The 23,509-nt window shown below is 35.8% G+C and carries 18 protein-coding genes and 3 pseudogenes; 20 read left to right on the forward strand and 1 reads right to left on the reverse strand.

What is annotated here, in order from left to right:
* The first annotated feature begins 171 nt into the window (after positions 1 to 171).
* Positions 172 to 1,609: pseudogene (locus QFZ73_RS23495) on the forward strand (IS1182 family transposase).
* Positions 1,610 to 1,771: 162 nt separating this feature from the next.
* On the opposite strand, the gene QFZ73_RS23500 reads toward QFZ73_RS23495, so the two are convergent.
* The gene (locus QFZ73_RS23500) at positions 1,772 to 2,773 is read right to left on the reverse strand and encodes an MFS transporter (protein WP_307273009.1); all 1,002 of its coding nucleotides are present in this window, start codon (positions 2,771 to 2,773) and stop codon (positions 1,772 to 1,774) included.
* Positions 2,774 to 3,222: 449 nt separating this feature from the next.
* Here QFZ73_RS23500 and QFZ73_RS23505 point away from each other — a divergent pair, with 449 nt between their 5' ends.
* The 19 genes and pseudogenes from QFZ73_RS23505 to QFZ73_RS23595 all read left to right on the forward strand — a co-directional run bounded on the left by QFZ73_RS23505 (position 3,223) and on the right by QFZ73_RS23595 (position 23,350).
* On the forward strand, positions 3,223 to 4,938 hold the full coding sequence (locus QFZ73_RS23505) for an ABC transporter ATP-binding protein (RefSeq protein ID WP_307271313.1): 1,716 nt from the start codon (positions 3,223 to 3,225) through the stop codon (positions 4,936 to 4,938).
* Between the two features lie 965 nt (positions 4,939 to 5,903).
* A complete protein-coding gene (manA, locus tag QFZ73_RS23510) occupies positions 5,904 to 6,851 on the forward strand; it encodes a mannose-6-phosphate isomerase, class I (RefSeq protein WP_307271316.1) in 948 nt (315 codons plus the stop codon).
* Between the two features lie 223 nt (positions 6,852 to 7,074).
* A complete protein-coding gene (locus QFZ73_RS23515) occupies positions 7,075 to 7,815 on the forward strand; it encodes a sugar phosphate nucleotidyltransferase (protein WP_251436882.1) in 741 nt (246 codons plus the stop codon).
* Positions 7,812 to 8,771: a dTDP-glucose 4,6-dehydratase gene (gene rfbB, locus QFZ73_RS23520; protein ID WP_307271321.1), complete on the forward strand. Its 960-nt coding sequence runs from the start codon at positions 7,812 to 7,814 to the stop codon at positions 8,769 to 8,771. Before QFZ73_RS23515 ends, rfbB begins: the two co-directional genes overlap by 4 nt.
* Positions 8,722 to 9,621, forward strand: a complete 900-nt coding sequence (rfbD, locus tag QFZ73_RS23525) for a dTDP-4-dehydrorhamnose reductase (RefSeq protein ID WP_307271324.1) — start codon at positions 8,722 to 8,724, stop codon at positions 9,619 to 9,621. Before rfbB ends, rfbD begins: the two co-directional genes overlap by 50 nt.
* The gene (locus tag QFZ73_RS23530; protein WP_307271328.1) at positions 9,614 to 10,072 is read left to right on the forward strand and encodes a dTDP-4-dehydrorhamnose 3,5-epimerase family protein; all 459 of its coding nucleotides are present in this window, start codon (positions 9,614 to 9,616) and stop codon (positions 10,070 to 10,072) included. The genes rfbD and QFZ73_RS23530 overlap by 8 nt, the downstream gene beginning before the upstream one ends.
* Before the next feature lie 241 nt (positions 10,073 to 10,313).
* The gene (locus QFZ73_RS23535; RefSeq protein WP_307271331.1) at positions 10,314 to 11,333 is read left to right on the forward strand and encodes a mannose-1-phosphate guanylyltransferase; all 1,020 of its coding nucleotides are present in this window, start codon (positions 10,314 to 10,316) and stop codon (positions 11,331 to 11,333) included.
* Between the two features lie 509 nt (positions 11,334 to 11,842).
* Positions 11,843 to 12,838 (forward strand): glycosyltransferase, encoded by a 996-nt coding sequence (locus tag QFZ73_RS23540; protein WP_307273012.1) that lies wholly within the window; start codon positions 11,843 to 11,845, stop codon positions 12,836 to 12,838.
* A gap of 55 nt (positions 12,839 to 12,893) precedes the next feature.
* A complete protein-coding gene (locus QFZ73_RS23545; protein WP_251436894.1) occupies positions 12,894 to 13,946 on the forward strand; it encodes a lactonase family protein in 1,053 nt (350 codons plus the stop codon).
* A gap of 294 nt (positions 13,947 to 14,240) precedes the next feature.
* Positions 14,241 to 15,605 (forward strand): nucleotide sugar dehydrogenase, encoded by a 1,365-nt coding sequence (locus QFZ73_RS23550; protein WP_307271337.1) that lies wholly within the window; start codon positions 14,241 to 14,243, stop codon positions 15,603 to 15,605.
* Positions 15,606 to 15,983: 378 nt separating this feature from the next.
* Positions 15,984 to 16,325, forward strand: coding sequence for a hypothetical protein (locus tag QFZ73_RS23555; RefSeq protein ID WP_307271340.1), 342 nt, complete (start codon positions 15,984 to 15,986; stop codon positions 16,323 to 16,325).
* Between the two features lie 2 nt (positions 16,326 to 16,327).
* Positions 16,328 to 16,453: pseudogene (locus QFZ73_RS23560) on the forward strand (cytochrome P450); the annotation flags it as partial.
* A gap of 914 nt (positions 16,454 to 17,367) precedes the next feature.
* The gene (locus QFZ73_RS23565) at positions 17,368 to 18,474 is read left to right on the forward strand and encodes a glycosyltransferase (protein WP_307271345.1); all 1,107 of its coding nucleotides are present in this window, start codon (positions 17,368 to 17,370) and stop codon (positions 18,472 to 18,474) included.
* Positions 18,475 to 18,770: 296 nt separating this feature from the next.
* Positions 18,771 to 19,019 (forward strand): annotated as a pseudogene (locus QFZ73_RS23570) (sugar phosphate nucleotidyltransferase); the annotation flags it as partial.
* A gap of 113 nt (positions 19,020 to 19,132) precedes the next feature.
* Positions 19,133 to 19,357, forward strand: coding sequence for a sugar phosphate nucleotidyltransferase (locus QFZ73_RS23575; protein ID WP_251436917.1), 225 nt, complete (start codon positions 19,133 to 19,135; stop codon positions 19,355 to 19,357).
* Positions 19,342 to 19,701, forward strand: a complete 360-nt coding sequence (locus QFZ73_RS23580; protein ID WP_307271348.1) for a hypothetical protein — start codon at positions 19,342 to 19,344, stop codon at positions 19,699 to 19,701. The genes QFZ73_RS23575 and QFZ73_RS23580 overlap by 16 nt, the downstream gene beginning before the upstream one ends.
* Positions 19,702 to 19,788: 87 nt before the next feature.
* The gene (gene gmd / locus QFZ73_RS23585; protein WP_251436902.1) at positions 19,789 to 20,757 is read left to right on the forward strand and encodes a GDP-mannose 4,6-dehydratase; all 969 of its coding nucleotides are present in this window, start codon (positions 19,789 to 19,791) and stop codon (positions 20,755 to 20,757) included.
* A gap of 122 nt (positions 20,758 to 20,879) precedes the next feature.
* On the forward strand, positions 20,880 to 22,025 hold the full coding sequence (locus QFZ73_RS23590) for a glycosyltransferase family 4 protein (protein WP_307271353.1): 1,146 nt from the start codon (positions 20,880 to 20,882) through the stop codon (positions 22,023 to 22,025).
* Positions 22,026 to 22,192: 167 nt separating this feature from the next.
* Positions 22,193 to 23,350, forward strand: coding sequence for a class I SAM-dependent methyltransferase (locus QFZ73_RS23595; protein WP_251436906.1), 1,158 nt, complete (start codon positions 22,193 to 22,195; stop codon positions 23,348 to 23,350).
* Positions 23,351 to 23,509 lie beyond the last annotated feature (159 nt).

Below are 23,509 nucleotides of genomic sequence, written 5' to 3' on the forward strand. Positions count from 1 at the left end.
AGAGACAATATTGTTCGACGGGCCTTGAAACCATAAAAAGGAGCCATGGAAAACCGAGGGCACTGAAAAAGTCCCTTCCGGGCAATAGAGGTAGATTTCTTAGTTTATTCTGAGGAACTCTACCTTTTTTTGTTTTATAATCAAGGTAATAAATTTATGTGGGTGAGTACGATGATTCAAAAACAAACGTCTATGGTTTTTAGTCCGTATATGGCCATTTATGATGTAGTGGTTCCAAAGGATAACAGGTTACGCAAGATCAATGAACTTATTGACTTTTCTTTTGTGTTGGAAGAATTGAGGGACAACTACTGTCTTCATAACGGCAGGAATGCTGTCGATCCAATACGTATGTTTAAATACTTGCTGCTCAAGACCATTCATGACCTATCAGATGTGGATATAGTTGAGCGTTCCAGGTATGACATGTCCTTTAAATACTCTAGAAGATCCAGTTATTGACCCTAGCTCCTTAACGAAATTTCGAAAGCTCCGTTTAAAAGGCATAAACCTTTTGGATATGCTCATTCATAAAACCGTTGAGATTGCGATTGAAAAGGAAATCATTAAAAACAAAACGATTATTGTGGATGCCACCCACACGAAAGCCAGATACAATCATAAGACTCCAAAAGAAATATTGATGGACCAATCTAAAAGATTAAGAAAAGTAATCTATTCGATAGATGAAGAGATGAAAAAAAAATTCCCATCCAAAACCACTACTGATGTATTGCAGGATGAAATTACTTATTGCCAGAAGCTCATCGAGGTAGTGGAAACAGAAGGGCGTATCACCCAATATCCAAAGGTAAAAGAGCAGTTAAATCTATTAAAGGAAACGGTATCGGATGATATCGAACAGTTAAGGATCTCCAAAGATCAAGATGCCAAGATTGGCCACAAGAGTGCTGACTCTTCTTTCTTTGGATACAAAACACATATTGCGATGAGTGAGGAACGAATCATTACAGCTGCGACTATCACTACAGGTGAAAAAACGGACGGTAAAGAATTAAAGGCATTGATTGAAAAGAGCACGGCTGCCGGTATGGTGATTGAGACCGTGATTGGCGATACAGCTTACTCAGAGAAGGGAAATATTGAATACAGTGAAGAAAATAACATTAAACTAGTCGCAAAATTGAATCCTTCTGTTACACAGGGATTCCGGAAGAAGGAAGAGGAATTTCAATTTAACAAGGATGCAGGAATGTACGTTTGTAAGGCTGGGCATTTGGCTATCAGGAAAGCTCGGCAGGGCAAAAAAGATGTAGCGACGAATCAAACAGATACCTATTACTTCGATGTAGAAAAGTGTAAGATTTGTCCCTTTAAAGAGGGCTGTTATAAAGAAGGAGCGAAAAGCAAGACCTATTCTGTCAGTATTAAATCCAATGAACATACAGAACAGGCTACATTCCAGGAAAGTGAGTATTTTAAAGAAAAATCAAAAGAACGTTATAAAATAGAAGCGAAAAACAGTGAATTGAAACACAGACACGGGTATGATGTTGCAAAATCCTCGGGTCTACTTGGCATGGAATTACAAGGAGCAATGGCTATTTTCACCGTTAACTTGAAAAGAATAATGAAATTAATAGCCTAAAAAAGTGACACACAGAAGCAAAAAAAGGCGATTTCCATTCAAGTATCGAATGAGAATCGTCTTTTTTTAGTTTGGTTTACCGTACTAGTTAGAAAAACGTGAGTTTTTCAGCAGCCTCTGGAAAACCAAGGCTCCTTTTTATGTTGAATCGAATGGAATGCATCATCTAGGAATATTGGATGACTGACTTGACAGTGATTGATCACATTTTTTCCCTTGTAAGTCGTTCCTTTTAAAGGTTGCATAAAGAAAGGCAAGGAATATCAGGGTGGAAGAAAATTGGAACGTTGTTTTGACACTGTATGTTTCCGTTATATAGCCTAATAGTAAGACAGAGCCGGCAAATGTAAGATTGATGACCGCTCCCCAAACGGCATGAATTTTTGCAAGAGTCTTTTCCGAAGCATGGTCTTGGATTAGTTTGGTGTAGACGACTTCCCGGATTTGTTCTGGGAGACCGTAAAGGCATGCCAGCAGCAAAGCCAAAGCTGGAATACTGGTAGTTCCAAAAAGCAGGATCAGCAGTGAACTGAGAAATAGCCCGAAAGTGATGAAGAATCCAATATATTTTTCTAGTAACTTAGCAAAACGGATGACGATCAATCCACTGAAAATCATGCCGACAAAGTAGCTTGTGTTAATGTATCCCCACCACTCTTCACCCAGTTGCAGGTTCTGTTCTACATATATGTAGATAATGGCAGCCACCCACACGCTTGAAGCTAAAGTAGTTATAAAATCAATGGAAATGAGAGTACGGATAGTCGGGATTTGGCGAATCGCAACCCATCCGGATTTAATCGAACCCCAGTTTGACGGAGCTACAGAGTCCGTCGTTTGTTCTGAGACTTGGATTCTCACTGTATAGAACGTTGAAACGGCAAAAAGCATGACCGTAAGCCAAATAATGAAACTGCTGTTGGTACTTATCAATAAGACGGAACCTAGTGGCCACCCTGCTACAAAGATGGTCTGGGTGATGACATTCAAGAAGCCATTCGCTTTCATCCGTTCTTTTATTGGAACTAATTGAGGAACCAAAGCTGCGCTGACCGGGGCAGCGACTCCATCCAATAATGAAATCAACGCAATGAAGAAAATGAAGACAACAGAAAAACCATGATTGAAACTTGTTATATAGATTCCTAGGCAAACGAGTAAGATAGTTTAGATTGCACTAGGATTCTTTTTAAAGGAAACCTGTCGATGACAAGGGGGGCAAGTAAACTGCTGATAAACCGAAAAATCGTTGTAGTGAACGGAAGCAACTCAAATAAAAGGCAGATCCCGTCAAGGTATATAATAGTGAAATCAACCCGACTACATAAAAAATATCCCCTAGATTTGCATACGCCTGACCGATCCAAAGGCATCGAAACGATGTGTTTTTCATGAATACCATCCTTTTCCGAAAATAAAGTTCATGGATATTTAGAATAGTTATTTTTTTTACACTGGATTCACTCCTTAATTTAATAGATTGCATGAGCCGGGTTGGGCTGATTTATATAGATGATTTTACCATAATATGAACATGGGGGTTCTGAAATGCTTGCTGTATATTGAATATGGAATTATACTCCTTAATATATGTAAAAAAGGAGAAAAATTTGATGATTCGACGTTTTGCTTCATATTACCTGCCGCATAAGCGGTTATTCATTATTGATTTCTTCAGTGCAGTGGTCGTGGCTGTACTTGAACTTGCATTTCCGCTAGCTGTTCAGTGGTTTATAGATACACTGCTGCCTGGCGACGATTGGTCTGCAATTGTTTCGGTAAGTGCCGGTTTGTTCCTCCTTTATATCATTAGTACCTTGTTACAGTTCATCGTAGGGTATTGGGGTCACAAATTGGGTATCAATATCGAGACCGATATGCGTGAGGAATTATTTGAGCATGTGCAAAAACAATCTTTTCGTTTTTTTGATAACACGAAAACCGGCCATATCATGAGCCGCATAACCAACGATCTGTTCGATATTGGTGAACTTGCTCACCATGGTCCCGAAGATTTATTCATTGCTTTCATGACTTTCATAGGTGCATTTTGGATTATGTTGACAATCAATGTGAAACTGGCACTCATATCGGTTTGTATTTTACCATTCCTCGTTTTATTAATTGTCATAAGTAATTTAAAGATGAATAAATCATGGAAGAAAATGTATACAGAGGTTGCAGATGTAAATGCCCGTGTGGAAGATAGCGTCTCAGGAGTGAGGGTTGTCCAATCCTTTACTAATGAAACATATGAAATGAAAAGATTTTCTACTAATAATCGCAGATTCCGTAAAGCGAAACTTCTTGGATATAAGGTAATGTCCTTTAGCTTATCAGGCATTTACATGATGACGAGGTTTATGACCCTTGCGGTGTTGGTGATGGGAGCTTGGCTAACTTTTCATGGGCAGCTATCTTATGGTGAACTGGTTGCATTCGTCTTATACGTTAACGTATTATTTAAGCCGATCGACAAAATCAGTGCGTTGATGGAACTCTATCCAAAAGGAATGGCCGGCTTTAAGCGTTTTACGGAACTTCTGGATGTCGCGCCTGATGTCGTGGATAAAAAGGATGCAATAGCGGTAACCACCCTTTTGGGGGATATTTCCTTTAAAGACGTTTCTTTTAACTATGAAGACAAAAAGCCGGTTTTAAAAGGTATTGATCTAACTGTTAAAGCGGGTGAAACCATCGCTTTTGTCGGGCCTTCAGGAGCTGGGAAAACGACCATATGTTCATTGATCCCACGTTTTTATGATGTTAATGCCGGTTCGATTTCCATTGATGGAATTGATATTCGTGAGATGACGAAAAAGTCATTGCGTTCACAAATTGGCATAGTCCAGCAAGACGTGTTTCTTTTCACGGGAACAGTAAAAGAGAACATTGCGTACGGAATGCTTGACGCATCGGATGAACAAATTCAAGAAGCCGCAAGGAAAGCCCATTTAGAGACTTTCATTGAAGGACTTCCAGAAGGCTATGAGACTCAAATAGGGGAACGCGGCTTGAAATTATCGGGTGGACAGAAACAACGAATTGCAATAGCAAGGATGTTTTTGAAGAATCCGCCAATATTAATTCTCGATGAGGCAACCTCTGCACTCGATACCGAGACGGAAAGAATAATTCAGCAGGCTCTTACTGAACTAGCTGAAAACAGAACTACGTTAATCATCGCACACCGATTGGCGACCATTCGGAACGCTGACAAGATCGTGGTTGTTACGGAAGAAGGAATTGCTGAAGAGGGCGGTCACGATGACTTACTTAAGCAGGGGGGCATTTTTGCCAATCTGCATCAATTACAATTCCAAAAATGATGTTGATCAAAAGCTACATGTCCTTTCATTGAGGATATGTAGCTTTTATTAATAGGGTGGAGTTATTTTCATTAAGTGAAATAATTTCAATTCAAGAAAAAAATGAGGGTATGAGATGAGGTAGTCCTTTTCGTTGCCTTATAACTTTATATTTAACCAATGCATCAAGTACCTACTTCTTTACTGTCATACACATTGCATTTTATACAACTGAACTAAGATTCCATGTTGGGATTTAAATTAATGAAGTCACTCCTGCTTCTTTAGTAAGTTCTACGAGGAATAAAGGGGTTGCATCAAGGTCAGCTAACGGTTCAAGCAAAAGCGGGATCGTAAGTAGCTTCCGCACCTGGAAAGCCCTAATTCATTTTAGGCTGTTAGAATCCTAAATTGTTATATTGTAGGGTACGGTATCCGGATATCCCCCAAAACTTATATTTGCTTGCGTCAGTCTATAACTATCTTTATCTTTAAACACATAAGTTGCTCAACTTTTTGATACTCTTCATATTGGCGAGTCGGGACAGTCAGCATTTAACCCGCCAGTTGGTCTAGCAGGCTTGTCAACTGGATTGAACCGCTTATTGATTGGACCATACCGAACTGAATGGCAGTGGAAGTAGGCATCTAGTGACTAACAAACCGAATCACGGGTAATCTAGGTTAGGGAAAATATAATAATGTAGCGGATGTTTAGCAGAAAGGACTTGGAGTTGATCCAGGTCTTTTTTGAATTTGGGTGTATTCAAGTGAAGACGGAAATGACTTCTAAAAGTTGATTCGCGTATTGGCTAACTTTTTTTTGAAGTAGCAGATTCTTAATAAAAGATTAAATAAACTTTGATACAATTCCGCAGATGCAACGTTACCGATTCTTCAAGTTATCCATAAAATAATAATATTTAGTAGATGTTTTGATCTTTGGTAAAAATTGTTAAAATCAATATGGAGGGGTTTGAAGAAGGTTGAAACACCCAATATTTTTACAACCGGTTTTCAAAGAAAAAATATGGGGAGGCACTGCGTTACGAGACAAATTTCATTATAACATTCCTTCACAAAATACAGGTGAATGTTGGGCCATTTCTGCCCATCCAAATGGGCAAAGTATTGTAAGTGCAGGTGAATTTAAAGGTCTTTCCCTAGGAGAACTTTGGGGAAAATACCCTGGGATTTTTGGTGGAATGAAACAGGGGGATTTTCCACTTTTAACAAAAATTTTAGATGCGAATAATGATTTATCTATACAAGTCCATCCTAACGATGAAAATGCTAATAACAAGGAAAACGGTATGCAGGGTAAAACAGAATGCTGGTATATAATCCACTGCGAAGAAGATTCAGAGATTGTACTTGGGCATAATGCAAATACAAAGGAAGAATTAATAAACATGATTGAAAATAAGCAATGGGACCGTCTGCTTAAAAGAGTGAAAATTAAACCGGGTGACTTTTTCTATGTACCAGCTGGGACGATACATTCTCTTGGAAAAGGAATCCTTGTTTTGGAAACACAACAAAGCTCTGACTCCACTTACCGTGTCTATGATTATGACCGTGTCGACAGTAATGGTAACCTGAGAGAATTACATTTGGATAAAGCGATTGATGTAACGATAATTCCTCATGAACTAAAAGAATCAGGGTACATGGTGATAAACAAAGATGAGGCAACTATTACAAAATTTGTTGATTCAGAGTATTTCTCTGTATATAAGTGGGAAGTGAAGGGTTTTTTTTCTTATACACAATACGAAAGGTTTCAATTAGCAAGTGTAATTGAAGGAAATGGTCATATTAAAACAGCGGAAGGAACATCTTTAATCAAAAAAGGAGACCACTTTATTCTGCCATTCGATTTAGGGGATTTTGAGATTAAGGGTAATTTAGAGCTAATCGTTTCACACCCATAAGAATGTAGGGGGGGAATTGTAGTGAATGGTGTGAAAAGCAAAATATAATAATAATACCTAAATATCAATAATAACTTAATAAAGTAAACCATTTTATTCAAAATATTATGTCAAGTGGGTATGTCAGTCATATAGTAATATGTAATATCAACATGATTGGAAAGGAACTCTTTGATTCATGTAAGACATCTGATGCTAATACAATAAAAGGTGGTAAAAATGAATGAAAGGAGTAATACTTGCTGGTGGTACAGGGTCTCGTCTAGAGCCATTGACTAAATTTCTGAATAAGCATCTTTTGCCAGTAGGGCCTTACCCGATGATTTATTGGTCAATTTTAAAGTTGAAAGAAGCCGGAATAAATGAAATTTTAATTGTAACCAATAAAAACCATCTTAGTTCCTTTATCGAGTTATTGGGACTTGGGGAAGATCTCCATGTAAACATTCAATTTAAAATACAGGGTAACGAAGGTGCAGGAATAGCAGATGCACTAATGTCAGCTAAAAAATTTATAAATAATGAAAAATTTGTCGTATTACTTGGAGATAATATTTTTGAAGATTCATTATCCCCTTTTGTTCATTCATTTCAAAAACAGAAAAAGGGGGCAATGTTACTTCTAAAAGAAGTGGAAGATCTTACTCGATATGGTGTACCTCATTTAGACAAAACCAATCAAAAAATAAAGTCCATCATTGAAAAACCGAGCAATCCTCCGTCTTCATATTGTGTGACTGGAATCTATTTGTTTGATCAAAAGGTTTTTGAATATATTGAAACGATTCATTATTCACATCGAAATGAGTTGGAAATAACCGATGTGAATAATCTATATATTCAAGATGATCACCTGCAATATGATATTTTGCAAGGATGGTGGGTTGATGCAGGTACACATGATTCGCTTTATCAAGCGAATCAATATGTACACGAAAAAATAAAGAAGGAGGGTGCGAAGTGAAACGACACCTCCTCATAACAGGTGGAGCCGGTTTTATTGGATCCAATTTTATATCCTATTTACTTGAGAATTCTAATTACTATATAACCAACGTGGACTCTTTAACCTATGCCGGCAATCTTGAGAATATCCAATCATTTGAGAAATCGAATCGCTGTCGTAGTATTCAAGCGAATATTGGTGAAAAAACAGAATTATCCAAGGCATTTGATCAAGATTATTTTGCCATCATTAATTTCGCTGCCGAATCCCATGTAGACCGTAGTATTGAGGATGCATTTCCATTTATTCACACAAATATTATTGGGACATATAACCTATTACAAGCGGTTATATCTGGAAAAGCTCATAAAATGATACAAATCTCAACAGATGAAGTATATGGTTCTTTAGAGCCGAATGATTCTCCATTTACTGAAACAACCTCTCTTTCTCCGAACAATCCATATTCAGCAAGTAAAGCTAGTGCGGATTTATTAGTAAGATCCTACTTCCAAACCTATCAACTGCCGTTAACGGTTACACGGTGCAGCAATAACTATGGTCCCATGCAACATATAGAAAAATTCATTCCTAAAGTCATTACGAGAGCCTTAAATAATATAGAAATCCCTTTATATGGCGACGGATTAAACATTCGTGACTGGATATATGTTGAGGATCATTGCCGGGCCATCCATGCTGTTCTTGAAAAGGGTTTGGCCGGAGAGGTCTATAATATTGGAGGTTCCGAAGAAAAAACAAATCGAGAAATAATCGACTATATTTTAAAGAAGTTAAGAAAAGAGGAAAAACTGATCAAGCATGTAGCGGACCGAAAAGGGCATGATCGCCGATACTCCATGGATTCCTCGAAAATCTCGAGGGAACTTGGTTGGAGGCCAACTATTTCTTTTCATGATGGGATTGAAAAGACGATCGAATGGTATCGCCAAAACGAACCAAAGAATGGGTGAGAATTTGGATATTGTCATTACCGGTGCCAATGGCCAGTTAGGAAAAGAACTAGAAAGACGGTTAGGACAATTTCATACTGTGGTAAGTTTAAGTAAAACTGATTTGGACATCTCAGAAAAAGAGGAAGTATATGAAAAAATCACCCAACTTGAACCGCAAATCATTATTCATGCTGCCGCATTTACTGCCGTGGATCAATGTGAAACGGACCGTAAAAAGGCTTTTGAAGTAAATAGCCTTGGAACGGGCTATGTTTCGATAGCTGCAAATATGGTTGGTGCCCGGGTGTTTTATATTAGTTCTGATTATGTGTTTGATGGAAATAAGCAATCTCCTTATTTGGAGGAAGATGTTCCAAACCCACAATCAATTTACGGTATGAGCAAATGGATTGGGGAACAATTCGTACTTTCAATAAATAATGGGACAGTGATCCGCACTTCCTGGTTATACGGTCATGACGGAAAGAATTTTGTGAAGACTATGTTGGAACTGGCGAAAAAAAATAAGGAAATAAGAGTTGTAAATGATCAGGTGGGCTCCCCTACTTATGTTAATGACCTTGCTGAAAAGATTAGTCATTTATTCGATAAGAAAAACGGCATTTACCATGTAAGTAATGCTGGTTCATGCTCTTGGTATATATTTGCAAAAACGATTTTTGAGGAAGCAGGATTCGATCCATATTTGGTAAAAATCATAACTACTGAAGAATTTGGTGCTTTAGCACCAAGACCTCATTTTTCAGTCTTAGAAAATAAATCATTACTTCGAGAAAAGGTTCAAATTCCCCGTCCATGGAACGAAGCATTAAAGGAATTCATTCGAAAAGAGGTCTGTCATGATTGAAGGTGTAAAGGTAAAGAAACTTATAAAACATTGTGATGACCGTGGCTTTTTTGCAGAGCTTGTCCGTGATGATGAACCTGAATTGTTATCGAGGTTTGGTCAGGCTTCTTGTTCGATGAGTTATCCAGGAGTCATTAAAGCTTTTCATTACCATGAGAAACAGGATGATCTATGGTTTTTCCCTTCAGGAAATGCCCAAGTCGTTCTTTTTGATTTGAGGGAAGGTTCTTCTACAAAGGGAGAAACTGATGTGTATTATATGGGTGAGGAAAATCCAATTATGCTACTGATACCAAAAGGCGTTGCACATGGGTATCGGGTTCTCGGGCAAAAACCCGCTACGATTCTTTACTTCACAACTGAATCATATAATCCGATAGACCCTGATGAGAAACGGATAAATTGGGATGATTCGGAAATAGGTTTTTCATGGGAGACAGAAAACAAATAATGAGGTCTTTTCAGAAAGAAATTAAAATGTATTTGGGGCCGGTTCTATTGTAGCTATTTCGTGGAATCTGGTCTTTTTCTTTGTCAGTGACATAAAAAGAAATAGTCGTCATCTATAAGTTTGCTGTATCAAATAATATACGTGTTTGTGTTACCATTGTCACTTAAAATCATATTATTATTTTAAAACATAAAACATAGGAACAAGATATTGATACAAAAATAAAAGGGTGTGGACATATATGAAAGCAATCATATTGGCCGGGGGACAGGGAGGGCGTTTTTGGCCATTAAGTTCAGAGGAAAAGCCTAAGCAATTTTTAAACTTATATTCTAATGAAACGATGATTCAACAAACTTACCAACGTTTTAGAAACTGGCTACCAGCTGACAAGGTATTTGTTGTTACAACTGAAAAATATTTACCTTTGTTAATAGAACAATTGCCTGAAATTGAGAAGGAACAGATTATTTTGGAACCTGAACAGAAGGATACAGCTCCGTGTATTGCAATTACAGCTCTATATTTTTTGAATAAACAGGAAGATGAGGTATTGGTTTTGGCACCTTCAGATCAGTATATTGATGACAGTAAGTCTCTTCGGAATGCATTATCTTTAGCAGAGGATGTTGCAAGTAGTGAAAAGTCTTTTGTTACACTGGGCGTCACCCCTAACAAACCCGAAACTGGATACGGTTATATACAAACAAAGAAAGATACAAAGTATGATTCTTCAGTTTTTCAAGTAGAGACTTTTATTGAAAAGCCTGATATAAAGACCGCTGAAAAATTAATAAAAGAAGAAAATGTATTTTGGAACAGTGGGATTCTTATATGCAAACCCTCTACAATTTCTGCCAACTTTAGCAGATTGCAAGCTGACATGTGGAAGTTAATAAGTGAAAACCAAAACGATCTAAAATCCGTTTATTCTTTACTGCCTAAAGTGTCGATCGATTATGCCATATTAGAAAAGGCAGATGCCGTTTATACTATTCCAGTTAATTTTATTTGGGATGATTTAGGGGTTTGGACGGGTTTAGAGCGTATCCAAGTATGTGACAATAATAATAATTTAATTAGGGGAGAAGTAATGACCTCTTCAACTCAAAATTGTATTGTATATACCGATAGGAAAACAATTCTTATTGGTGTTGAGGACTTAATTGTCGCTTCTACAGAAAATGGACTGGTAGTATGTCATAAATCCAAAGAACAGCAGATAAAAAAAATCATAAATCAGCAATTTCTAAAAGAGTGAATTATTTTGAAGAAGGTATAAGTAAGCCTTAATTACGGGGATTGCAAATCAAGACGTCTGATCTGCATGAACTACCTTTGAAAAAGTGAAATAAAGTTTTATATCTAGCATCACGTTGTGAAGATTTCTGAAAAGAGTTGAAGTCCAAAGAATGAAAACGACGCATTTTATCCGAGAAGTCCGTAAGGTGTGGCAAACGTTATTGGACAAATAGGATATCAAATGTAATAAAAGAGGCGAGTAAATTTAATGTAACTTATTAAGATATGAGCTCAGAAAATCTATTATGTGAACAAAAGAGGTTGGGTATCTTTTAGATATCCAACCTCTTTAATAGCCGAAAAGAATGGTTATGTTAACCTCAAATGAATACGGTATACAAATTAATATTTATTGGACAAACATACAAGAAAAAAGGGGGTTATTAACATTTAATATAATGAATACCAAGAACGAAATTTTACTTTGTCTTTCAACATAATTGTTAAAGGAGTGAGAGTGCAGTGACAATGGAAAACTACGATTACGATCCTTCCTATTATCATAGATCTCTACAGCAAAATCAACCTGTTGCAATTCTAGTTGTAGCCTATAATAGACCAGAATACTTTAAAGAAGTGATAGTATCACTTGAAAGAAATCCAGAATCATGTACGCTGCACTTCTATTTTTTCTTAGATGGTGGGCCGGGGGCCAAGCAAGAAGAAAATAAAATGATCATCATCAATTCTAAGATTAAAAATAAAGAAATTATCACCAGAAAAAGAAATTATGGTTGTGCAAAAAATTTAATCGATGCCAGACGATTTATGTTTGATTGGTGTAAATATGAAAAGATTATCGTGATCGAAGATGATATCATCGTCAGTCCCCACTATATTCGAACTCTTCTTGCTTTGCATCAATGGGCAAAACAAAACTATAGAAACATCGGGGTTGTCCAATGTTGGTCCTATTGTTTTTTAAACAGCGAAGAAAAGAGGAAGAAGTTGCCCCTTGTTCAAAATAATGAAACTTATTGGTGGAGCTTTGTAAGTTATTGTTTAGATCAAGAAGTTTGGCATGCATTACGACCACTCCTCTATGAATATGAGACACGCTTTGTTGATAAAATTCCTTGGACAGAAGATTTTTTTAAAGAAAGGTCAAAGCCAAGTTTATCCAGCGTAGGATCTGATATACGTACATGGGTAAAACATATAATTGATATACAGGGTCCAAAACTTGATAAAGAAGGTCCGTATTTTAAAACAAATATTGATTTACGAGCCATATTTGCTTCGATTAACTATGATATCACGAATCAAGATGTAATGACTGGATTCGCCTTATGGATGGCTGGATACGTTAAGATTGAAACTGTCGTGAACCGGGCAAGACATATCGGAAAATATGGTATTACCGTGGATGAAAAGTTATTTAAACTTTTACATCATGACAAAATCACCCTTGATCACTTTGATGAAGATGCCACATTAACTGATTTTGAAGAGGTATCACAGTAGTTCTTCGATTGAATTTGTATCTTATTTATATAACTATATTTCAGGAGGTAAAAAAATGTTTTCTAAGTTCCCCTATGTTTCACAGACTCCCGTAGGAGTGGCTTACACTCCAAATTCCATATTGAATCTTAGTATACCACCTCTACCAATCATTCCGATAATGAATAGGCCTAAAATGAATAGCGAGCGTTATGCTACTTGTACAGCTGTTGGATGGTTCAACAACAACCATTATCTAGCTACTTTAAATTTAGCGACTGAAACGCTCCATACCTATGCATTTAATACACAAGATCATTCATTTACACTTTTACAAACCCTGAACAACCAAAATGGTATGCAATTGCACTGGCCAGACGCATTAGCATTTTCACCAGACGGATCATACCTTGCCATCACTAATACTAAACAAAATATGTGTTCAATAAATATGTATCACATTGACCCACAAACACACTTGATTAATCCAGTTCCCTTTCAAGTGATACGACATCCCCATGCCATCTTTCATGGAGTACGGTTTTCACCAAATTCCCAATATATGATTAGTACTACCACTGATAGTTCTGGATTGAATCTTATATATAAACTTGATTATGAAGCAAATGGTGCTCCCAAGTTTACTCTTTCACAAGTTGTGCAAAACCCCTACAGACTATCACCATTACCATTTAAGCCTAAAGCGATTGATTTTTCTAGTGACGGCTCACTTTTAATCATTTGTTACGGAGTCACTGCAGGCACACAGTCTTATCCAAGTTATGGTGCGTTAGCTATTCATACCTGGGACAATGATACTGGAACCATCGGTACTCAACCTCTTTGTGAACTGACAGGAAAGCCTGAGTTATCTTGTCCTGACGATGTTTCTTTTTCCCATGATGCATTATCCTCATTCATTGTTGTACAGTCTCAGTCAAATGATACAGTTGTTTTTTATTCTTTTGATAAAATGACCAATCAGATTGATCCACAGTTCTTTGCCTTTACCAATCCAGAAGCACAACTTAGTTTCCCACATGGTTTTTCTCTTTCAACTGACGACAAGTATCTCGCTGTTTCCAATTATGGAGATGATAAAGTTACTGTTTATTCCTTAAAAAGTTAAATACACAGAAGTTGGATTGGCTTCTCCTCCTCTTTTAGTTGAAAAAATAGGATCCTATGTTATAAATATAAAAACGATCTCTTTAAAGGTTTATATGAAATGGAAAAGATGGATGAGGCCATCTTTTATTAGATAAAAAATAAAATCTTAGCACTATCTACAGTAGAAACCGTGAATATTCCCTTATTGTTTTTTAAAATAATGTTTTAGAAAACTTCTCAACAATGATGTTATCAAAAACTGTTGTAGAAAAAAATGCCCCTAATATTTCTGATAATCCGAATTTTTTTAATCATGCACCTAAAGACAAGAAAAAAAGAGGCGATTAAAATAAGAACATCAATTTATAATATTTTGAAAAAAATTCAAAACTATGAAGCAAAAATAGGGATTATTGGCTTAGGATATGTAGGATTGCCTTTTTCAATCGAAATAGCTAAAGCAGGATACGAAGTATTTGGATTAGATATTGACCAGTTCAAAATTATTAGATTATTAGCTTCTGACTCTTATATTGGAGATGTTAACTGGTCAGATCTAGATAAAGTAATTAAAAACGGAAAATTCAATCCGACTAGTGATTTTTCAATAATAAAAGAACTAGATGCTGTGATTATATGTGTTCCTACTCCTCTCACTAAATCACGAGAACCTGATATGTCATATATTATTTCAACTGTTGAGCAAATTAAAAAATATATGCATAAAGGTTTATTAATCATTCTTGAAAGTACAACATATCCAGGTACAACTGAAGAACTAATCGAAAATGAACTAGCAAAAATGGAATATAGAGTAGGAGAAGACTATTTTTTGTGTTTTTCACCTGAAAGAATAGATCCAGGGAACAAACAATACAATATAAAAAATATCCCAAAAGTTATTGGTGGAACAACTTCTAAGTGTACGGAACTAGGTGCCGCATTATATAACAATGTTATAGATAAATTAGTCACAGTCTCCTCTCCAAAAGTGGCAGAGATGAGTAAACTTTTAGAAAATACATTTAGAAGTATAAACATTGCTTTTATTAATGAAATGGCAATGCTATGTGATAGGTTAGGGATAGACATATGGGAAACAATTGAAGCAGCAAGTTCCAAACCATTTGGTTATATGCGTTTTACACCAGGTCCCGGTATAGGAGGGCATTGTATTCCTATAGATCCAATGTATTTATCGTGGAAAGCAAAAGATTCCAATTTTAATAGTAGATTTATTGAACTAGCACAAGAAGTAAATAAAAATATGCCAAGCTATGTTTTAAACAAAGTTGGCGAAGCGTTAAATAATGTAAATAAGATAATCAGTAGCTCTAAAATTCTTATCTTAGGAATGGTCTATAAACCTGATGTAGATGATCTAAGGGAATCACCAAGTCTAGAAATCTATGAATTACTACAAAAAAATGGTGCATTAGTTCAGTTTAATGACCCCTATGCAAAAAAAATCATTGACCAAGAAGGAAATCATATTTTATCAATTGATTTAAATTATAATGACTTAATGCGATATGATTGTATTTTATTATTAACTAATCATGAATCATATAACTACAATGAAATTGTGAAAAATGCCAATTTAATTATAGATACACGTAATGCCTTTAAAGGTATAAATAGCTCCAAAATTATAAAAATTGGGGCTCCTCTCCTCTAAAGGGGTTTAGATATTTTTTGTAGATAAATGTTTGCTTTTTCAAACGCTTTATCTGTTTCCCCCTATTCCATTGGTTCCCGAGCCTTATTGCTTTTATATCAGTATTATCAGAATGAAAGAAAGCCTGTGGCGCCAGTTGTCGATGTATAACGTCAATATCTTGTACCGCTGTAAAACATCATACGTTAAGCAATTTATTGCACGAAAAAACGGGATTCCTACTACACGGGATTGCTGTAATTTCATCGTCTTCTCATCGAGAAGTTCTCCTGGAATATCACTGGTAGTCCTGCGAGAGCACGAAATTTGCTGAAGTTCCAAGTCAACTGCTTAGTATCGGTTGCCAGGCGCAGATGAGGCAGACGGCGCAGCAGCAGGGTGCCGCTAATAGCTATCTACCCTCCAGACATGCAAGCGGAGCACCCAGACAGCAATGGATATATGTTGATTCTCCCCATGCGTGATAACCAATACTTCGGTGTTAGGGAACTAGTGTCGTTCAAAACTGGCAGCATTCAGAGAAAGCGACACCACCTCACCCTTGCGGATCACTTTGCCATGCATGAAGCTTCACTTGAAAATAAAATCGCCTTCCGACCATCACCGGTTCGGCATAGTGTAACACCTCCTCGACGGCAAAGGGAAGCAAGGAAGGGTCGTTCCGAAGCATACGCATTTGATCAGGATACTGCAGCAAAGCACATTCCTGCAATGATCTGACTAATGGCTTTGTCCAAGCTCAGAAGCAAGGAAACCCATTGAGCGAGAATGAGCTTCTTTCGATGATCTGGTTACTCCTTACCGCCGAAAATGAAACGACAGTCAATCTGATTGGGAATGGCGTACTGTATTAATCGTTTCTAATTTATCTTTGAAATCAACTATTTCTTTATTTTGAACGACTATCTAAGAATTCTTTAACTCTAGGATAAGTACAATTTCCTTCAGCGATTTCCACTCATCCGTTTGTATTTCTAATGATTGCTCACTACATCAAAACGTTGGTTACTTTTAGATTTAATGAAAATAAAAAGGGGGTTTCATAAACTAATGTTGCAGGTAAATGATTTTTAGTATGTCCAAAAACAGAAATTCCATTTGTTCCTACTGAAACGCTAACACAAGCAAGCGTGGATATTCGCCCTCGACCATGTCCAGGACCATTTACGTATCGTCGTCTGCTAATTCCAGATACTCTAAAGTTAGACTCAGAAACGATTTTATGTGTTTCTTCAGGTTTCACCTAAAATTCATAAGTAAACGAATTACGACTTGTTTTCAAACAAATAACAAACTTTTACTTCTTCATCTCCGTTAAATTTTCGTAATGGATAGCTCATTTCTTTCCTCTTTTCTAGTTATGAATGCAACTTGACACCTTAATCGAATATTTTTAAAAATAAATTAACTTGTATATTTAGAAATAATCATAAGGATAAATACATATATATATCCTATGCCCTAAGATAATTTATGTTTCCTATACATTTCTTTTCATCCTAGTATTCAAAATCCTTGATTTAAAGCATTGTACTTCATTAAACTTTTTTCTTTTCGAAATTTGATTAAGAAGAAAAGAAGTAATCTTAATTTTCCTGAAAAATGGTTATATATTATATTGATATGTAATCCTTAATCATGTAAAACGTGAATGATGTCCACGATGTTTTATAATCGAGTAAAATACCTGAAAGGAAACGAATAGTTTGAAGTGATCGGAAAGGGAAGTAAACCTAGATAAATAGCTATTGAGGTGGTAATGATGAAAAATGGAGTAAATCTTATCGGATATGCTAGAGCTGAATCAGGTTTGGGTGAAGCATGTCGTTCGGCTGCTAAAGCTCTGCAATCTGTCGGTGTTCCGTTTTGTATCATTAATTTCCCCAGATGTCCTTCAAGACAAAATGATCTTAGTTGGAAACACAAAGAAGTAAAACAACCTATTTATAAAACTAATATTTTTTTTATAAATGCAGACCAACTGTATCATCACTATGAATTAACCAATTTAAAAAGAGAATGGTTTAACAATCGATATAATATAGGCTATTGGCATTGGGAATTGCCTGAATTTCCAGATGCTTGGGTAAAGAGCTTTGATTTAATAAATGAAATTTGGGCTCCTTCACTTTTTACATTAAATTCAATTTCTTCGAAGACATCAAAACCTGTTCATTTTATTCCTCATGCAATTTCCGTTGAAGTACCTGAAATAAATCGGAGTCATTTTAGATTACCAAATAATCGTTTTCTATTTTTAACGATGTTCGATCTTCACAGCACATCAGCAAGAAAAAATCCCTTAGCGGTCATAGAGGCATTTAAAAAAGCTTTTCCGCAAAATGATCATACAGTTGGTTTAGTTCTTAAGATTAATAATGCATCTCATTTTCCAAACGAAGTTAATCTATTAAGACAAAACGTTATGGGGTTTAACAATATATTTCTAATCGATAAAGTGTTAAGCCGCAAAGAGGTAAATGGGTTAATGAATGTCACAGACAGTTTAGTTTCCCTTCACCGTTCAGAAGGATTTGGTTTACCGCTTGCTGAAGCGATGTATTTGGGGAAACCAGTGATCGCTACAAACTGGTCGGGAAACGTTGACTTTATGAATGAAAACAATTCAAGTTTAGTTGATTTTACATTGAAAAATATTGAGGAAAATTACGGACCTTATATAACAGATCAACAATGGGCAGAACCTGAAATTGATCATGCTACGTGTTTAATGAAACAAATGGTGGATGATAAAGATTATGCTAATCGTATTGGTTTACGGGCTAAAAAAACAATATTCATTAAATACTCACCCAAAAATATTGGACGCATATATAAAATACGTCTTAATCAAATCGGATTATTGTAGATTTTAAACTACAAATGTTTTCGAGCGAGTAAAGAACAGCTAAAATCCGAACGTTTATTTTGATAATGGCTTTGTGAAGAAAGAAAACTGTAGAGGCAACTTTTTTTAAAGGAAAAAGGGTAAATTTGGTGTTCCCGTTGTTCTATACCACACATACTATTTAAATGACAAACTTTGTATTTGAATTGCGAGTATTTAAATTTTATCACAAGGGTGTGTAGTAAAGTATGAAAGCAATCATTTTAGCGAGAGGACAGGGAACACGCTTTTGGCCTTTAAGTTCAAAAGATTAGCCTAAACAGTTTCTAAAATTACACTCTAACGAAACAATGCTACAACAGACTTATCAAAGATTTCGAGATTGTCTTCCAGCTGAAAAGGTGTTTGTAATAACAACTGAGAAATATTTGCAACTTGTGAAAGAACAATTACCAGAGATTCAAAGGGAAATGGTAATTTTGGAACCAGATCAAAGGGATACAGCTCCATGCATTGCACTGACAGCCCTACATTTTCTAGAAAAAAAGATGTTGAGGTATTGGTAATATCCCCTTCTGATTAGTATATTCAAGGCAGTAAATTCCTTCAAAATGATATTAATTTAGCAGAAACTATCGCTGACTGTGAAAATGCAATCGTTACACTTGGTGTTAACCCTATAAACCCTGAGACTGGATATGGGTATATTCGTACAAAACCCAACGCTCAATTTTTTTCATCTGTTTATCAGGTAGAAGCATTTATTGAAAAGCCAGACATTAAAACGGCAGAAAAGTTATTGCTTGAAGAAAATGTATATTGGAACACAGGCATTTTTATTTGGAAACCTTCGACAATTTCATCATATTATAAAAACTGCAACCAGAGATGTGGGAACTTATAAACAAAAAAGAAGTAGACTTAAAAACAGCTTATTCCATGATACCAAAAGTGTCTGTCGATTATGTAATCATAGAAAAAGCAGATAATTTTTACACCATACCAGTAAACTTTGTCTGGAATGACTTGGGTGTATGCACCTCTTTGGAACGTGTTCAAACAGCTGACAAAAATAATAATCATCAACAAGGTGATGTTACTTCGTCTTCTACTAAAAATTGTATTGTATACACTGGTCGAAAGGCTCTCCTTATTGGAGTAGAGGATTTGATTGTAGTTTCAACAGAAAAAAGGAATATTGGTTTGCCACAAATCAGAGGAACAAACTATAAAAAAGCTATTGAATAACGAATACTTCCCGGATAAATCATCTAAGGATGCAAAGTAATCATCAATAATAATTGATTTAGGATGAAAATAACGGAGGGCTTACTTATGAAAACAGCATTAATAACAGGAATTACCGGCCAGGATGGCTCATATTTGGCAGAATTGCTATTAGATCAAGGTTATAAAGTTTATGGATTAAAAAGAAGAACAGCTACCCCGAATCTTGAAAATATCAAATCTTTCAAAAATGAAATTGAGTTTATTTCAGGTGATCTTCGCGATATTACATCTTTGACTGAAGCAGTACATGTAGCAAAACCTGACGAAATTTATAACTTAGCTGCACAATCCTTTGTCGGAGATTCCTGGCGTCAGCCAATCTATACGGGAGAGGTGACGGGGCTTGGAGTAACGAACATGCTCGAGGCAATCCGTCAAGCAAAACCAGATGCACGTTTTTATCAGGCATCGAGCAGTGAGATGTTCGGGAAAGTACTTGAAACGCCTCAAAAAGAAACGACTCCATTCTACCCTAGAAGCCCTTATGGTGTGGCAAAGGTTTATGGTCACTGGATTACGGTGAACTATCGAGAAAGTTACGATATGTATGCTTGCTCTGGAATTTTATTTAATCATGAATCACCCCGCCGGGGAATAGACTTTGTAACCAGGAAAGTTACTGATGCCGTCGCAAAAATAAAGCTTGGAATTCAAGATGAACTGCATCTAGGGAATCTAGATTCAAAACGCGATTGGGGTTTTGCAGGAGATTATGTAAAAGCTATGTGGCTAATGCTTCAGCAGGATGAACCTGATGATTTTGTTATTGCTACCGGTGAAACTCATACTGTTAAAGAATTCGTAGAAATCGCTTTTGAACATGTTGGTTTAAACTGGCAGGAACATGTCGTTCAAGACCCGCAGTTCATGAGACCTGCAGAGGTTGATATTTTGTTAGGAGATCCTTCAAAAGCAAAACAAATATTAAAATGGGAGCCTCAAATAACCTTTGAACAACTGGTAAAAATGATGGTAGATCAGGATCTGAAAAAATACAAAAATAAAGCTGATTAATGACAAAAGATGTGAATAACAAAATTTTTCTTGAAATATATTTATTTAGTTTAACTTCAGCTCCTCAGAAAGTGAGTTTAATCTAATTTAACCTCATTAGTTAGTTTTAAGGAGGCTAAGGAATGACTATTCCTACAGGAATAATATGGATTGGTCCTGTTTTTCAGATGGGAGGCTACGGAAATGTCTCGCGAAACTTTTTAAAAAGTCTATCAAAGCTTGGAATTCGAATCCATGTTATAAGCATTTCGGACATTGATCAGGAAATAGGTCAAGATGAAATTAATTTTGTAAAAAGAATCTCCCGAACAGATTGGACAGTAGGGAAAAATCCTTTGTTGATTATCCACACATTACCAGAGAATTATCAATATTTATATAAACGATTTTGTGGAAAGTTTACAAATGTCTATAAGAAAATAGGCGTTACCATTTTTGAGACAGATAGAATACCTCAGCATTGGGTATCTGCTTGTAATCTTATGGATGAGATATGGGTTCCAAGTCAGTTTAATATTCAAACTTTTAGTAATAGTGGTGTGGATATTAATAAACTAAAATTAGTTCCTTATGCAATTGATTTAAATCCGCTCCTAAAGCCACATAACTCTTATCAATTTGAAGAAGAAACAAATAGCTTTAAATTTTTATACGCTACGATATTTGATTTTCGAAAGGGTATTGATTTATTAATTGATTCGTATTGTAAGGAATTCACAGAAGAGGATGATGTAACATTAGTTTTAAAAGTCTATGTGCCCCAATTAAAAATAGATATTGACCCCTTAGCATATTTACATTCTTTGATTCCACAAAAGGAAAAAAATCCCCATATATTAATCATTATAAAAAACATGTCAGACGATGAGCTTTACTCACTATATAAATCATGTGACTGTTTCATTTCAACTGATCGCGGAAATGGGTGGGGAATGCCTGCTATGGAAATGATGGCCATGGGGAAACCTGCAATTGCGATTAATTGGTGTGGAGCGACACAATTCATGAATGAATCCAATTCATTTCTAATTGAACCGGAGAAAGAATTAGAAGATGTGCATACTTTACTTGCTACAAATAGACCCGGTTTATATGCCGGGCATAAATGGGCTGCTGTAAATCCTAAATCTGTTGGAAAGGTTATGAGAGAAGCTTATGAGAATGGTGAAAAGAGATCAAACATCGCCCATAAAGCGCAAGAAGATATTTATACGTTATTTTCTCTAGACGCTATTGCGCTACATTTAAAATCAATTATAGGTGTTTAACTTTTAACCTGCTTGCAAACAAACGTATTAGAGAGTATGTATGAGGACAGTTATTCTATTCTTAAATCGCTATACTAAGGAATTTAACTCGGCATTCATGGATAAAAATAGGTGCGAAATTGAAACCTTGTAATTCAGATTACTTTTAAACTTAAGGAGTGAATTTTATGGGACTGTTTTCTTGCCATTCCTATTCTGACATATTTACTTTTGGAGATAAACAACTCCACTATAACCGGGTTCCTATTAATAATGTATCGGAAAGGGCAATCGAAGTGCCAATAGGTCTCAATTTTCTGATGGAGCATAATTCCAAACGGATCCTTGAAGTTGGTAATGTAATGCAACAGTATATGCAACAACCAATATACGGCACTTGGAACATTCTTGATAAATTTGAGGTTGGCCCTGATGTTTTAAATATCGATCTTATGGAATATAATCCGGAGGAAAAGTATGAAGCTATTATAAGCATTTCGACTGTTGAGCATATCGGCCAACGAAAAGATCCATCGGGTTCCTATGGGGAAGTAGATAATGCTAGAGATAAAGAGGCGCCTCTTAAAGCGATTGTAAAAATATATAATCTTCTTAAGGAAGGAGGTCATGCGTTAATAACTGTTCCATTTGGAAAGTTAATTGATCTTGGATGGCTGATTCATTTTGACGATCATTATATGCAATTACTGATTAATAAATATGAAATACCTGATGATGAACTTAATATTAAATATTATAGAAAAATGGAAATGGAAATGACATGGAATAACCCGCGTCAAGAGTGGGTTCCTTGCTTAAAAGAAAATCTTGCCGATACAATTTATGATTGCCCGTTTCCTAATGCGAATGGTATAGCTGTGTTAGAAATAAATAAGAAGAGTGATAAAGAGCTTAGGATAGAATCAATTAAAAACACCGACATTAAATTTCATTCTCCTAATATTATCAATAATTTGTATTTCAATTATATAAATCGATTTAACATTCCAAGTAATCATGATTTAGACGGTTGGATACCGATTAGGAATCAAGGTGTAGTCTTTCATGGTCCATATGTAGAACTTGACTCTGGATGGTATACCTTAGATTTTAATCTTGAAACAAGTACCAATTTTGATTTTACGATTGATTTTGCATCTAATATGGGAACAAAAATAATCATGTGCCATTCTGCAAACGGCTCCTTAGAACTACAGTATTGTTTTCATTTACCATCTCCTGAGAGTAAATTTGAAATAAGATTTTTCAATGACACAGTTTTTCCCCGAAGGACAGTTACTTTTCCTATGGTAAGAGTAAGAAAACTAACGTTAAGAAAATTATAAAATTTTCACAATACTTACTTGCATTAAAAAGAGGTAAGGATTAGGGGGAAGGTAATAAGGAAAAAGAGGCCTATCCAAAAATAAACTGGATTATGGTTGATATCCTCATTTTTGACGAAAAATTATTTGTTCTTGTTTTAAGGGAGTAGGAAGAGGTAG

Source organism: Peribacillus sp. V2I11 (assembly GCF_030817135.1).
GTDB classification, from domain to species: Bacteria; Bacillota; Bacilli; order Bacillales; family DSM-1321; genus Peribacillus; species Peribacillus simplex.

Excerpts from the sequence above, each read along its gene's own strand:
- QFZ73_RS23505 (WP_307271313.1), top strand. The coding sequence starts at position 3,223 with ATGATTCGACGTTTTGCTTCATATTACCTGCCGCATAAGCGGTTATTC.
- QFZ73_RS23515 (WP_251436882.1), top strand. The coding sequence starts at position 7,075 with ATGAAAGGAGTAATACTTGCTGGTGGTACAGGGTCTCGTCTAGAGCCA.
- QFZ73_RS23530 (WP_307271328.1), top strand. The coding sequence starts at position 9,614 with ATGATTGAAGGTGTAAAGGTAAAGAAACTTATAAAACATTGTGATGAC.
- QFZ73_RS23535 (WP_307271331.1), top strand. The coding sequence starts at position 10,314 with ATGAAAGCAATCATATTGGCCGGGGGACAGGGAGGGCGTTTTTGGCCA.
- QFZ73_RS23540 (WP_307273012.1), top strand. The coding sequence starts at position 11,843 with ATGGAAAACTACGATTACGATCCTTCCTATTATCATAGATCTCTACAG.
- QFZ73_RS23545 (WP_251436894.1), top strand. The coding sequence starts at position 12,894 with ATGTTTTCTAAGTTCCCCTATGTTTCACAGACTCCCGTAGGAGTGGCT.
- QFZ73_RS23550 (WP_307271337.1), top strand. The coding sequence starts at position 14,241 with ATGCACCTAAAGACAAGAAAAAAAGAGGCGATTAAAATAAGAACATCA.
- QFZ73_RS23565 (WP_307271345.1), top strand. The coding sequence starts at position 17,368 with ATGAAAAATGGAGTAAATCTTATCGGATATGCTAGAGCTGAATCAGGT.
- QFZ73_RS23580 (WP_307271348.1), top strand. The coding sequence starts at position 19,342 with ATGTGGGAACTTATAAACAAAAAAGAAGTAGACTTAAAAACAGCTTAT.
- gmd (WP_251436902.1), top strand. The coding sequence starts at position 19,789 with ATGAAAACAGCATTAATAACAGGAATTACCGGCCAGGATGGCTCATAT.
- QFZ73_RS23590 (WP_307271353.1), top strand. The coding sequence starts at position 20,880 with ATGACTATTCCTACAGGAATAATATGGATTGGTCCTGTTTTTCAGATG.
- QFZ73_RS23595 (WP_251436906.1), top strand. The coding sequence starts at position 22,193 with ATGGGACTGTTTTCTTGCCATTCCTATTCTGACATATTTACTTTTGGA.